Genomic DNA, 13,019 nt, shown 5'->3' with positions numbered 1-13,019 from the left:
GACTCCAACAACTCCGACTCCAACAACTCCGACTCCAACTCCAACTCCAACAACTCCGACTCCGACTCCAACAACTCCAACTCCAACAACTCCGACTCCAACTCCAACTCCAACAACTCCGACTCCAACAACTCCGACTCCAACTCCAACTCCAACAACTCCAACTCCAACAACTCCGACTCCAACTCCAACAACTCCAACAACTCCGACTCCAACTCCAACTCCAACAACTCCGACTCCGACTCCGACTCCAACAACTCCGACTCCAACAACTCCAACTCCAACCCCAACTCCTGCACCGTTAGTATCCATCTTTTCACCCAAACCCAATGCCACAGACGGCGGCGAACCGACGGGACTGCCACAAAATCTTAGCGGGCCTGGATTTTACTTCTTCACAGACAATGCTGATACTGTTATACCGCCAGAGGCGATGGGTAAAGGAATTGTAGCCCTATCCGGCAATGACTCTTTAACAGGTACGAATAACGATGAAACCTTCAGTGGCAATCAAGGTGCTGATACCCTTAACGGACTGGGTGGAAACGACATTTTGTTGGGCGGAAAAGGCTCCGATAGCATTGATGGCGGTGCTGGTAACGACTTTCTCAGCGGCAATAACGACAATGACAGCCTAATAGGAGGAGATGGCAATGATGTTATGCGGGGCGGTAAGGGAAATGATACTCTCAATGGCGGTGCGGGCAACGATATACTCATAGGCGATCGCGGCCCAGACATTCTCACAGGCGGTGATGGCAATGATGCTTTCTTCTTCGCCGTAGATGAAGATTCAACTCCGATTAATCAAACAGATGTGATTACGGACTTCCGCCCTGGAGATTCAATTGGTTTGATGGAAGGATTAACATTTTCTGCTCTCACTTTTGAGCGTGTGAATTTGCAACTTGACGGCGCAACACCTGTGGCTTCTACGGCTATCAAAGCGGGTGATAATTATTTGGGTATAGTCTCTGGGGTAGCTCAAGATGCCCTGAATGCTAGCGTTTTCTTCAAAGCCTAGATCGATCGCACGGACTGGATCGAGGCATCTGTGCAATTGGGTTCGGCAGCCAGGGCTGGGGTTTCTAGCTATCCTACATGGGTAATTGGTGGTCGGACCCATAACGGTATGATGTCTATTCAACAACTAGCCAACATAAGAATAAGTATTGCAGGACTTGTGCGCTCCGACTAAGAAACCGGGTTTTTACCGAATCTTTGGGCTTCGGCGAATTGTTTTCGCAAAAACCCGGTTTCTGGGCCCTATGCGTAAGTCATAATACAGATAAATCGCGTTTTATCTATCCCCATCCATTCCGTTTATCTGCGATTGCTAAAAAGGGCGATCGCCCTTTGCCATTTCTCACAAAAACTCAACACGCCCAACCATTTCGTCAGGCGTGTACACTTCATAAATCAAAACCAGAGCTTCAATGATTTGTCCGATCGAACGAGTCCCTTGCTGACAATAAGCAATACCTGGATGCTCGCTGCTAAGACTAGCAATCGTTAAAAAATCATCATCGTGAGTCATAATCACCCGCTTTTGTTCGCAGATAAATGCTAACTGCGATTCATCAGTCTGAGCAAGCAATCCCGCCTCAATAGTGGTTGTAACATCAATTAATCGTCTACGCAACTCTCGCGCCACAGCCGATTTAACATTCTCATCTAAATGAAAGCGGATGCGTTCACTCACCTCTAATTTCCCTCAGCTTTTCCTGCAAACGAGAAGGTGGGCTCTGACGCTTCAACTCTTCAACAAAAGCATCTGATTCAGCAGTGCGGCGGTCAATTTCTCCTCGATTATCGTAATAGTAAGTCATCGCTGCATGAACCGAAGCCGGCGACAAATTATAGTCCCTAGCGATTTCTTCGATCGACTCTCCCATATTAAGATACATTTGGGCGATATGTGCTACAGAAATTCGATGACCTGCAATGCGTGGTTTACCACCAAGCACTCCCGGTGTAATTTCAATATACTTTGTGATGACTGATTGCTTAGACATAAAGCGTCAAAGGCTCCTAATTGATAATATTTAGAGATATTTAATTTTAGCAAAAACAGACGAAGTGTGCCCTTTCATCCATCCGCATTCACCTGCGGTTAAGAAATAACCACCATCACTGCGCCAATATTTCCCTAACTCTTTCCCGAAACAAACGCACCGCCGCCCTTTGTCCAATACTTTTACTTTGCTCTATCAAACCCGGAATTTCTGCGATCGGCAAAAACGGAAAAGCCAAACTGTTCTCCCTCTCTTCGTAATTCCCCTCAACCAATTGATACACTACAAGACATTGGTTGCGATATCTCCAAATTTCAGGCACGCCCAGAGCAGCATAGATTGAAAACTTATTCAAAGAAGAACTCGTGTAGTCTGATTCTACTACTAAATCCGGTGGCGGATCTGCAGGTAAATTAATTTCATCTTTATCTCTAACTAAAGATTCATTTTGAATGTAAAAACAAGTATCCGGTTCAATAGCACGAGCTAAATCTTCCCGTTCCAGAGTCAACGCACCGAGGCTCATAGCTTCAATTTCTAATTCATCTGCTAAAGCTCCAATAAATAGTTCGAGCATGACTTTAGGTCTTTCATGTTTAGGTAATGGCATTCTGATTTCTAAAACTCCTTCAGCATAAGCAATTCTCCACGCTCTACCGTCGCCGACATCAGACATTATCGCTTTAAATGTTTGCCATTTAATGCCTGTCAAAGTAATTAATTTTTCCTCGCTACTTTGCTGAGGAGGAGTCAATGTGGTTGTTACCATAGGAGGTACGATTAGTTAAATTTTGATTGATTTTAGCATAATCTTCTAACATCTGCGTTCATCCCCGTTCATCTGCCGACCTCTGCGGTTGCTAAAAAGAACGATCGCCCTTAACGACAAAAAGTGCGATCGCCCCTTTCAATTACTAACCAGAAATCACCTGATTCAGCAAATGAGCCTGAGAACCTTCAAGACGAGGGCCATGAATCTGCACCACCATAGAAGCCAAATAATTGCCCCAACGAGCCGCTTTTGCAGAACTTAAACCATTAGTAAGTCCAAACAAAACACCGCCCGCAAAAGCATCTCCAGCACCCACAGTATCGATCGCCTTTACGGGAAATCCAGCCACATCCACAATCTGTTTATTTTCCACCACCATGCAGCCCTTATCCCCATTCGTGATAAAAGCCAAATCCGAAATCTGGCTCATTTTCCGGGCGCATTCTTCTAAAGATTCCTCCTTAAAAAAGCTCCGAACTTCATCAGCATTGCAAAAAATTACATCGCAATATTCCGAAACCACCTTGTGAAAATCATCAGCAAAGCGATCGACCAAAAAGCCATCCGAAAAAGTAAAAGCCACCTTCACGCCCAGACGCTTAGACTGTTCCATCGTCTCAATACTAGCCTTTCTCGGTTCTGGAGCATCCCAAAGATAACCCTCAACATAACTGTACTTGCAGTGAGCCAGTCGATCGACATCAATATCAGTCGCCGCCAGAGTAGTAGAAACCCCCAAATTCGTACACAGAGTGCGTTCCGCATCCGGCGTAGTCAACACGACACAAGTACCCGTAGGCCCGCTCGACTCAGCAGCAGGATGCACATTAAAATCAATCCCCGCCTCCAGCAAATCTTGCCGGTAAAATTCGCCGTTAGTATCCTTAGCAACCTTCCCAGAATAATAGCCTTTACCGCCGCTCTGAGCCAAACCAATCATCGTATTTGCCGCAGAACCCCCCGATCGCATTTGTAGCGAAGTATGCTCCAAATCGTGCAAAATCCCCCCCTGCGTTGCCGAATCCATCAGCGTCATCCCGCCGCGATTCAGCCCGCGATCGAGTACAAATTCATCTTCCACCAATGCTAAGATGTCTACAAGGGCATTGCCCACGCCAAACACATCCACAGAACCGGAATTTTGATTATTTTCTGTCATTGTTACTTTTTGGTTTACACTAACTATCAACTCTATAATAAATCGGATAAAATTCAACATCCAAAATTCAAAATTAAAAATCATAAATCCAAAAAATTAAACCCACAATCCACAAATCACAAATTTCTAATCCACAATCTAAAATCTAAGATCTAAAATCCACAATCTAAAATCTAAAATTTAAAATCGATATGTCTTACCTCCCACCTCTGATTCAGCAAATGTTGCAGCCGGGGTTTTACCCGCACAGTGTCACAGAACCGGTGCAGCTAATTCAGACTCATGCTTCCTTTGTTTTGCTAACCGGAGATTATACTTACAAAATCAAAAAGCCAGTCAACTTTGGCTTTATGGACTATTCCACTTTAGAGAAAAGGCAGCATTTTTGCACCCAAGAATTGCTGATGAACCGGCGCACAGCACCGGAAATTTATCTCGAAGTTTTGTCAATTGTTCAAAGGGGCGATTTGTTTGAATTTATGAGCGATTCAGCGGAGATAACTCCGGCAGAAGTGGCTGTAGAATACGCGCTGAAAATGCGGGAATTTCCTCAAGATTCGCTGTTTCTCAGTTTGTTGGAGCGCGGACAGTTAACCGAACAACTTATGGCAGAGTTAGGGCGGGAAGTTGCCAAATTTCACAGCACGGCAATTACTAATAGCTACATTCGCACATTTGGCGAAGTCAGTCAGATTCGCACAGCAATAGATAACAACTATCTGATTTCCCAAAAATATATCGGCGGGCCGCAGACTCAGACTCAATATCAAGAGACTAAAGATTATACTGATGCGTTTTTTGCGAAAAATCCAGAATTATTCGAGCGCCGAATTGCCAACAATAAAATTCGCGAGTGTCACGGAGATTTGCACTTGCGGAATATAACATTGTGGCAAGATAAAATATTGCTATTCGACTGCATTGAATTTAACGAGCCTTTTCGCTTTGTTGATGTTATGTACGATATTGCTTTTACAGTCATGGATTTGGAATCGCGGGGGCGCAGAGATTTAGGCAATGTTTTTCTCAATACTTACATCGAACAAACTGGCGATTGGGAAGGACTGCAAGTTCTGCCGCTGTATTTGAGCCGTCAAGCTTATGTCAGAGCAAAAGTCACTTCGTTAATGTTGGACGATGCCTCGGTTTCAACTGATGAAAAAGCACAGATTTTACAGACAGCCGCTCATTACTATAAACAGGCTTGGGAATACACAAAACCGCGCCGGGGAAAGTTAACTTTGATGTCTGGTTTGTCGGGTTCTGGGAAGAGTACGGTGGCTCGATATTTGGCAGCCCGCACAGGTGCAATTCAGATTCGTTCCGATGCTGTTCGCAAACATTTAGGCGGAATTTCTTTAAATGAACGCGGCGGGCAAGATTTGTATTCGGATGAAATGACGGCGCAGACTTATGGTAGATTGTTAGAGTTGGGGATAATTCTGGCCGAACGAGGTTGGAATGTGATTTTAGATGCTAAGTTCGATCGCCAAAAATTGAGAACCGATGCGATTAATCTGGCTCAATCCCACGGCTTGTCCTGGCAAATCATTTACTGCACCGCACCAATTGCTGTATTGCGAGAACGGCTGCAACAGCGCCGGGGCGATATTGCCGACGCGACAGCAGAACTATTGAGCTCGCAGCAAGCAGAAGCAGAAGCTTTTACAGAATTTGAGCAAATTTCTGTAAATATTATAGATACCGCGCAAGACTTAGAGGTACAATTAAACTTGATTTGTGGGGAGTAGTTGCAGCGCGATCGCCCTTACCAATCTTACCTATCTGCTAATATTGTCAATATCTTTCTGTACTATTACAAACACAACTTGCAGCTCATGCCAAAATTTACCGGAGACTCCAAGGGGTTTAGCCCCGCGCTGATATGGTTTGTGTTATTTACCGTTGGGTTTCGCTTAGTCGGATGTACCCTGCCGGTGAGTCTCGGCCTTGGTGTCCTCGGCGGGGTAGCAGCAGGTTTAACAGTCGCTTGGTGGCACAACGAATTACTACTCAACCCCAATACAGGTTCTAAGGATAAAACCTCGGACGCTATACTCAATAAAGAAGTAGTGGAAACGGGCGGCAATAGATATATCAAAAGCTCCCGGCGCGAAGCTACTTCACTGTTTGATTGGCTGTCGAAAACAGAAGATCGCCGCTAGCACATAAAAAAGTTTTTAGTATTGAGTTTTGAGATTTAAGTTAAAGCGTTCAAAATTCGGCGTTGCTAAAGTTGAGTATGAATTAACATTTTTCACGCTCGATCCAAAGACAGACTATGAAGGGCTTTTAATTATTTGTTGAATGTTTGTATTTTTGTCTAAGTTGCTGCCGCTGTTTATTTATCCTTTGGGGTTGAGTTGCTTGTTGATGATGGCGGCTTTAATCGCGCTTTGGAAGCGTCCCAAATGGGCAGCACCGCTAATGGCTGGGGCACTAATTATTTTACTGCTCGGAAGTAGCGGTTGGGTTTCAAAATCCTTAGTTCGATCGCTCGAATGGCAAAATATACCAACCGCCGAACTCCCCCAAGCATCCGCGATAATCGTCTTGGGCGGCGGTGTCAAAGCAGCTTTACCTCCCCGCCCTTGGGTAGAATTGGGGGAAGCGGGCGATCGTATTATTTACGCTTCCCGACTTTACCGTCAAGGCAAAGCTCCCCTGTTAGTGCTCAGCGGCGGTAGAGTAGATTGGAAAGGCGGGGGTTCTCCAGAATCGGCAGACATGGCAGAAATTGCTCAAACAATGGGCGTACCAGCATCAGCAATTCTGCAAGATCCCGATTCGCACAATACTTATCAAAATGCCGTCAATGTGCGGCAAATCTTAGATAATAAAGGCATAAAAGGGTCGGTTTTGCTAGTGACATCGGCGATGCACATGACTCGATCGCTCTTAATTTTTCAGCGTCTGGGAATAAAAGTAATTGCAGCACCAACAGACTTTCAGATAACGCAGCAGAATATCGCAGAATCTCAAAATAGCTGGCAAGCAGTCGCACTGGATTTATTGCCAGATACCTATTATCTAAATCAGTCTAATAAAGCTTTGAAAGAATACATCGGCTTAATTGTTTATCGCCTGCGCGGATGGCTTTAACAGAATTTTATATCGTTTCCGCTTGCATCGTCAGGTGATTTAACCGGCGCTAGAACACAGAGTACACAGAGTCCGAGAATATATATCTGAATCATTCGGATGAAGAGAGGATTTGATATTAGATCTGAAATTTTTGATTTTAGCTTGAATAATTTAAACTAATGCAATTGATAATTTAATTGATAGAAAAACCGCCGATTGAGGGAGATGCAACACAGATGCAACACAGATGCAACGCAGATAATTTTAAGATTGTTTGGGACTATTAGATGAGTTTGAATAATTGGTATAAAATCTAAAATCTCACAATTCTCTGATTTATTGTGTTAGCTTAAAGTCATTACAGCCAATATTTGCCACAGTCGCCCCCAAACAATCATGTTGCCCCACGAGTTGCAAAACGTTGTCCCAGAATCGACCCCAGCAGCCGAAATTTTCCAACAGAAGCAAATTGTTCGCGAGTTTTACGCCGAAATTAAGTACCGCGAAGAACTCGAACGTCACTGTCAGTGGTACTACGCTACAGCCAAGCAGCATCAGCAGGAATTCCAGAAAATGCAGGGAGATTTTAACATTTTCGGTTGGTTCTGTCGCCGACGATCGCAAAATTAAGAATGCAACAAAAAAGAGGGTTTGCAGTAAGGACTTTAGTCCTGCCGACTGACTAAAAGCCAGAGAAACAACAGAAGTCTTCACTACAAATTCTCTTATGGTTATATCATCGGATTGGATATTAGTTGCCAACAGCAATGCAGCTTTAGAAAATCTCCAAACCCTGATCTCATCAGTCATTCCCAATCTAAAATTTAAAATCTAAAATCTAAAATGGTATGAGATTGCCTTTGGGCTCCGGCGCTGTTTTTGAGAGTGCTAGACTTCCGAAGATATCAATTCGACTTCATCTTCTTTGAAGTGAGCTCGAAATTTTTTGTCAAACTGAACTAAAACAGGCCAATTGGCACTGACTGGTCTGCCGTGCCATTCGTGAACGATCGCCACGACTTCTCCTTCCATACCCTTAATCTCAAATGGTTGACTGCGATTTTGAGGGTGGTGGTAGACAACAACAGAGTTTTTAACGCAAACGCGATCGCCAACTTTCATAGATTTAAAATTAGTGTTCTCTCTACAAAACTCTACAAACCGTGCAAGTGCAGAACACCTGTACGGTTTGGGTACAGTCTTTTTATCTTCCCACACAACTAGAGCGAAAACTTAAATAAAGTTAGCGGTTGTCTGTGGGTACTTCGATCGCCAGTCGCGAACCGAGGACGGCTTCAGTGCCGATCGACTCTGGATTAAAGCCCTGTCGCCCGATCGGCATTTAATACCATTGTTGGCGGGGATCGTTGCCAATTCTTCAATCTGCAATGCCCCAATCTCAAATCTAAAATGGTATTAATTGGTTCAACCAACACTCAACATCAACGGCCAGAGTTTGACCCAACTCCAGCAACTGCCGGATCGAAGACAGCTCCCAGCCGCCGTCAGAACGGGCGATACCCAAGGCAACGACATCCACCTTATTTTCCTCCTGTGCCGCAGCTCGCCGTTGCAGGCAGCCCAAACACAGAGGCACTATTTGACTGTAGAGAGAATCGAAATACAGTTCTTGCGATTTGTCCAAACACAAACCCAGACTCAGCCGATCGCCCACAGCAATCAAACGCTCAATGTGGAGGATATCAGCTTCCAACTTGACAGGCGATCGTTCATCCACAGCCGATCCTGCTTGCAGCAGCGCGTCAAGAGTGCGCCAAATCAGCTTTTCCAAAATTTCCTTAACTTCGGGAACCTTCAACCGACAGCGGAGGTGGCCGGCTTCAGTGGCGATCGCCTCAATTTCCGCCAACAGCGACTCCGCATCCTCGCTTTCCAGTTCCAAAGCCTTCGCCGCCGTCAAACAGCGGTGTCCCAAAGCCACCTCAGCAGCAACCTGCAACTCTACCGGCACCGGCAACTCGTCGCGGTGGAAAGCCATCATCACCCCGTAATTTTCCCGGTAAACCTGAGTGTAAAGCTGATCCAAGCGAGTCAAATTTTCCTGACTCAGCAACTGCACGATCCGGTGGCGTTCCTCAGCGAACAAATCCCGCAAGCTAAACGACTGATCCCCAAACAACCGAACCATTTCCAGAATCGCGTGGGCCGCCGAAGCTTCTTGCAGAACTCCAAACAACCGGTCTTTCAGCATCGTGTAAGACCGGCGGCTGCCAAAAGGCTGAATGCAGCAGTGGAAGTCCCAGCCGCCGAGGTGGAACGCAGCAAACACAAAAACCTCTGTTTCCCGCGTAATTTCCGAGGTTAACTGCAATTGACCCACAGCCAGAGTCATCGAGCCCATGCGCTGAATTTGAAAATCTTCTTGCTGGGCCTGATAGCAGTAAACTCGCTGTTGGCGGGGATATTTGGCAAACAGAGAACTAATGGCGTAGTGGGCGGCTACTTGTCTGAGACTAATTTGGGCAGTTGTTACCTGTTGGCGGTAAACTTCCGCCCCTGTTTTGAAACAGTCAACGTTGCTAGGAATCAGGGCCAGCCGATCGATAAAATCCTTTTCTAGCTGTACGCCCGTAACTTCCCCCGCCAATTCCAGCGCCCGGGCCGCGTAGCGCAAAATTTGCACGCCTTCGGGGCGAGAGACTTCTTCAAAAAACCAGCCGCAGCTAGTAAACATTAACAAAGTGTGGCGCTGCATTTCCAGCAACCGCAGGGCGTCTACCTGTTCGGCTGCGTCAAGGGGGCGAACTTGATGGCGTTCGAGGAAACTATCAACATTCGCCGGCGATCGATCGCGAATCACATCAATATATTCATCTCTGGCCTGCCAGGGATCGCGCAACAGCTTGCGTCCCGCTTCTTCGTAAATCGGAATTAGTCGATCGCGCAGCCAATTCAAAGTATCTCGCAAAGGACGGCGCCACAGGAGATGCCACCCACCGCCGCCACCGCAGCCACAATCATCTTGCCAGCGATCGACCCCGTGAGAGCAACTCCAGGCCGTCACCGGTTTGAGTTCCACTTCCCAATCGCTCGGATTTTGACTTAAATAATGAGCAAAATTCGTCACCGTCCAGCCGCGGCGGGGAAACTCTTCTGTGAAGGCGTAGGCGAGGCATTTTTCGGTACTGTTTTTGTGGTGGCCGAAAGTTTCGCCGTCCGTCGCCACGGAGATTAATTGGGCCGGTCGGTGGTCTCCCCGCACTGCTTGACCCAAGCGCCCCGCCAAGTGGTGGCTGCTGCTGAGAACGTCATTGAAGCCCATATCCCGCGAGATCGGGCCGTCGTAGAAAAAGATATCAATGTAGGGAGTATTAGCAGTTGGGGCTGCCGAAGGCTGGCCGTCTCTGCGGCCCAAGGAGTGAGAGCTCAGCGGCGAAAGTTGGAGGTCAGCCATCAACCGTATTTCCGGCTTTAAATAGCAGCGGTAGGGGCGAGTCGGATCGATTTGACCGCCGCCTACTTCGTGCCATTCGCCATCAGTTTCTGCCCCTGCTGCTTGGTTTGGTCCGATTAGCGGGCGGCAGCGTTCGGCTTGGGAGGGGGCTAAGACAATGAAGCGGATGCCTTGGGCCACTAAAACTTCGAGGGTGGCGTAGTCTACGGCGGTTTCGGCGAGCCACATTCCTTCGGGATCGCGATCGAATCTGGATCGAAAATCTGCGATTCCCCAGCGAATTTGGGTATATTTGTCTCGCTCGTTCGCCAGTGGCATGATGATGTGATTGTACACTTGGGCGATCGCGTTACCGTGACCGGACAGGCGCTGACAGCTTTTGCGATCGGCTTCCAGAATCCGCTGGTAAACTTCCGGATCGTAGCGTTCCAGCCAACTCATCAACGTCGGGCCGATGTTGAAGCTGAGATATTCGTAGTTGTTGACTATCCCGGCGACTTCTCCTCGGTCGTTGAGTATGCGCGCAAAGGCGTTGGGGCGGTAGCACTCGCGATCGATGCGTTCGTTCCAGTCGTGGGAGGGTTCGGCGCTGGCTTGGCGTTCGATCGCATCCAGGTAAGGGTTTTCTCGGGGCGGTTGGTAAAAGTGACCGTGAACCGTCACGCACACTCCTGTTGCTGTCGCCGTGCTGCTTTGGGTTGGGGGCGTTACCCCTGGCGCAGACACCGGGCTCGCGTCGGACTGAGTTGTAGAAATCGAAACCATGCGATCGAATCCTCAAGTAGTTAATGACAATAAAATCAGCCTCATTAGTAACTGAAACCTTACGCAGCAGGCGTTTGGGCTAGGCATCAGTTGCGGCTGAGTTTGGGCAGACAATTATTTGATACATTTGTAGTATTGCGAGCAAAGCATTCGTTCCAAGATGCAGAGCGTCGATCCCTGGGTTTTTCTGTCTGTGCTTTGCTGTTGAAAGAGTTAAAAAAGGTAATTTTTCCAGCTTTTTGGCACTTTCCACTCATTTCGGGTTTGTGCTTGCAGGGGCTGCTTGTTGAGATTTTGATTTACATTGCTGGATTTTAAAGTTTTATTCATTAAATAGCAAGTTTTTCCCGGAAAAATTTTATCTTTGGCGATCGAGCCAGGGATGGCAATTGTGCGGGTAAATTTAATCTAATGGCGAAACTCTTCACCAGGGAACGCTTTGGCTGGGGGATGTGCTGCACCGGATTGCTGTACTGTGTCTGTAGCAAAATGGTTGATTGAGTTTATTGGTGAAATGTTCCTGTTCACCCGCCACCAGTAACTTATCGAAGTCAACAGATAGCCTTGATGCGATCGCGTGCATTGAAATTTTCAAATCTCGCCTCGACTTGATGCAGACTTCTGAAATACCCTGGATGCAAAACCCTTCAAATTGTACCAGATCGGCTTCGGCCCCGGCAGAATAACAATCCCTAGCTTCCGTAGTGAATCATTTCTACTGGAATCTTGACTGCAGATTCGCTGGAAATGAAAATAATCGATCCCCAATTCTTAATCAGCATTAATCGCAAATACTTTCTAGAAAGTCCCACTCCGCTGATGACGTTGATTTGCAGAAAATTTATCCATACATCATCATCAATCCCCTCAAATGCTTTCGATCCATAAATTCCCAGATTATTGACCAAAATGTCTACCTCTGGAAGTCGATCGAATAATTCGCCTACTCCGCTTGCAGTTCGCAAATCGGCAGCAACGCCTTGCAACTTTGCATTGGGAGCAATTTCTTTAGACTTATTGCAAAAGCCCTCAATTAGCGAAATAGTAAGGTGATTGAGAGCAAAAAATGATGACTTACGAACAAGTACAAAGCTTAAAGCCATAAGCATTCAACAGATTGTGTGGCGTTGGATCTACAACTTTTGCAGAAATGATGTCTGTTCAATAACAACAGCAACTTAAGAAACGGAAACCAGGTCGTCTGCCTAAACTGAGCTTAGAACATCGGGTACTACTGGCATTACAATAATATTGGCGACAGTACTGTAAGCTGTTGTGCATTTAAAACGCATATTGTATAATACAGTATAACCACAGTTGGCAAAAGTCAATGCCTCTTAAAAACTTCTTGAGCTCCGAGACAAGGGAAACTCTTCAACAAGTATTAAAGGAGCATAAGCATCCAGACATTCGGCAAATAGCCTTAATTTTTGGGTAGTAATAAATATGTAGTGAGTAGATACTTATTGGCTCAAAACATAGTTGTAATGATGGATAAAATACCAAATAGCACCAATAGGGTTTTCTAACTTTTTAGAAAATGAAATAGTTTTTCTTGCGATCCGACAAACACGTTAGCGCAAAGTATTGGCTCCTCTGTACTTGTTGTGCTTTAATATTAATTAAGTGTTGATAAAAATTGTGTCCACAAAATAAATCATGAACAAATTAATGACAAATATCTGACGGGGTGACAACCCCGTTAAAACATAGACTCAATCAAGGACATAGCTCTCATACCCTTCTGAAAAAATGGCAATTTATTAGGTCTTATTTTCATTAATTCAACAACTATTTCCTGACAATATT

Annotated in this window: 13 protein-coding genes and 1 pseudogene; 5 read left to right on the top strand and 9 right to left on the bottom strand. The window is 45.9% G+C overall.

The annotated features are described in order from the left end of the window. The coding region (locus IQ263_RS26020; RefSeq protein WP_304941038.1) for a calcium-binding protein at positions 1–1,024 on the top strand (1,024 nt) is incomplete at its 5' end. Positions 1,025–1,366: 342 nt separating this feature from the next. Here the strand turns inward: IQ263_RS26020 and IQ263_RS26015 are convergent. The 4 genes from IQ263_RS26015 to IQ263_RS26000 all read right to left on the bottom strand — a co-directional run bounded on the left by IQ263_RS26015 (position 1,367) and on the right by IQ263_RS26000 (position 3,946). Next, positions 1,367–1,702, bottom strand: coding sequence for a DUF5615 family PIN-like protein (locus tag IQ263_RS26015; protein ID WP_194070979.1), 336 nt, complete (start codon positions 1,700–1,702; stop codon positions 1,367–1,369). Continuing rightward, a complete protein-coding gene (locus IQ263_RS26010; RefSeq protein WP_194061872.1) occupies positions 1,695–2,015 on the bottom strand; it encodes a DUF433 domain-containing protein in 321 nt (106 codons plus the stop codon). The genes IQ263_RS26015 and IQ263_RS26010 overlap by 8 nt, the downstream gene beginning before the upstream one ends. 115 nt (positions 2,016–2,130) lie before the next feature. After that, positions 2,131–2,784, bottom strand: coding sequence for a Uma2 family endonuclease (locus IQ263_RS26005; RefSeq protein WP_194070978.1), 654 nt, complete (start codon positions 2,782–2,784; stop codon positions 2,131–2,133). A gap of 145 nt (positions 2,785–2,929) precedes the next feature. After that, positions 2,930–3,946, bottom strand: a complete 1,017-nt coding sequence (locus IQ263_RS26000; protein ID WP_194070977.1) for an adenosine kinase — start codon at positions 3,944–3,946, stop codon at positions 2,930–2,932. 191 nt (positions 3,947–4,137) lie between these two features. Here IQ263_RS26000 and IQ263_RS25995 point away from each other — a divergent pair, with 191 nt between their 5' ends. The 4 genes from IQ263_RS25995 (at position 4,138) to IQ263_RS25980 (ending at position 7,660) form a co-directional block, all read left to right on the top strand. Then, on the top strand, positions 4,138–5,697 hold the full coding sequence (locus tag IQ263_RS25995) for a bifunctional aminoglycoside phosphotransferase/ATP-binding protein (protein WP_194070976.1): 1,560 nt from the start codon (positions 4,138–4,140) through the stop codon (positions 5,695–5,697). Between the two features lie 87 nt (positions 5,698–5,784). Next, a complete protein-coding gene (locus tag IQ263_RS25990; RefSeq protein WP_194070975.1) occupies positions 5,785–6,111 on the top strand; it encodes a hypothetical protein in 327 nt (108 codons plus the stop codon). Between the two features lie 142 nt (positions 6,112–6,253). Further along, positions 6,254–7,048, top strand: a complete 795-nt coding sequence (locus IQ263_RS25985) for a YdcF family protein (RefSeq protein WP_194070974.1) — start codon at positions 6,254–6,256, stop codon at positions 7,046–7,048. A 378-nt stretch (positions 7,049–7,426) separates the two neighbouring features. Continuing rightward, entirely contained in the window at positions 7,427–7,660 is a 234-nt protein-coding gene (locus tag IQ263_RS25980; protein WP_194010887.1) for a hypothetical protein, read from the top strand. 258 nt (positions 7,661–7,918) lie between these two features. On the opposite strand, the gene IQ263_RS25975 is transcribed toward IQ263_RS25980, so the two are convergent. From IQ263_RS25975 to IQ263_RS25950, 5 genes and pseudogenes are all read right to left on the bottom strand, one after another. Continuing rightward, positions 7,919–8,152, bottom strand: a complete 234-nt coding sequence (locus IQ263_RS25975) for a ferredoxin-thioredoxin reductase variable chain (RefSeq protein ID WP_194010886.1) — start codon at positions 8,150–8,152, stop codon at positions 7,919–7,921. Between the two features lie 283 nt (positions 8,153–8,435). Next, positions 8,436–11,210: a DUF3536 domain-containing protein gene (locus tag IQ263_RS25970; protein WP_194070973.1), complete on the bottom strand. Its 2,775-nt coding sequence runs from the start codon at positions 11,208–11,210 to the stop codon at positions 8,436–8,438. Positions 11,211–11,539: 329 nt separating this feature from the next. Continuing rightward, positions 11,540–11,698: a hypothetical protein gene (locus tag IQ263_RS25960; protein ID WP_194070972.1), complete on the bottom strand. Its 159-nt coding sequence runs from the start codon at positions 11,696–11,698 to the stop codon at positions 11,540–11,542. Positions 11,699–11,902: 204 nt separating this feature from the next. After that, entirely contained in the window at positions 11,903–12,313 is a 411-nt protein-coding gene (locus IQ263_RS25955) for an SDR family oxidoreductase (RefSeq protein WP_228050373.1), read from the bottom strand. Positions 12,314–12,673: 360 nt separating this feature from the next. Then, a pseudogene (locus tag IQ263_RS25950) lies at positions 12,674–12,784 on the bottom strand (IS1 family transposase); the annotation flags it as partial. Between the last annotated feature and the right edge of the window lie 235 nt (positions 12,785–13,019).

It is taken from the genome of Tychonema sp. LEGE 06208, assembly GCF_015207505.1.
Classification (GTDB): Bacteria; Cyanobacteriota; Cyanobacteriia; order Cyanobacteriales; family Microcoleaceae; genus Microcoleus.
The sequence above is the reverse complement of the archived record's forward strand: the minus strand, read 5'-3'. Positions and strand labels throughout refer to the sequence as shown.

Bases quoted from the DNA above. Each gene is read 5' to 3' on its own strand.
- IQ263_RS26010 (WP_194061872.1), bottom strand. From the start codon at position 2,015: ATGTCTAAGCAATCAGTCATCACAAAGTATATTGAAATTACACCGGGA.
- IQ263_RS25995 (WP_194070976.1), top strand. From the start codon at position 4,138: ATGTCTTACCTCCCACCTCTGATTCAGCAAATGTTGCAGCCGGGGTTT.
- IQ263_RS25980 (WP_194010887.1), top strand. From the start codon at position 7,427: ATGTTGCCCCACGAGTTGCAAAACGTTGTCCCAGAATCGACCCCAGCA.
- IQ263_RS25955 (WP_228050373.1), bottom strand. From the start codon at position 12,313: ATGGCTTTAAGCTTTGTACTTGTTCGTAAGTCATCATTTTTTGCTCTC.
- IQ263_RS26000 (WP_194070977.1), bottom strand. From the start codon at position 3,946: ATGACAGAAAATAATCAAAATTCCGGTTCTGTGGATGTGTTTGGCGTG.
- IQ263_RS26005 (WP_194070978.1), bottom strand. From the start codon at position 2,784: ATGGTAACAACCACATTGACTCCTCCTCAGCAAAGTAGCGAGGAAAAA.
- IQ263_RS25990 (WP_194070975.1), top strand. From the start codon at position 5,785: ATGCCAAAATTTACCGGAGACTCCAAGGGGTTTAGCCCCGCGCTGATA.
- IQ263_RS25975 (WP_194010886.1), bottom strand. From the start codon at position 8,152: ATGAAAGTTGGCGATCGCGTTTGCGTTAAAAACTCTGTTGTTGTCTAC.
- IQ263_RS25970 (WP_194070973.1), bottom strand. From the start codon at position 11,210: ATGGTTTCGATTTCTACAACTCAGTCCGACGCGAGCCCGGTGTCTGCG.
- IQ263_RS25985 (WP_194070974.1), top strand. From the start codon at position 6,254: ATGTTTGTATTTTTGTCTAAGTTGCTGCCGCTGTTTATTTATCCTTTG.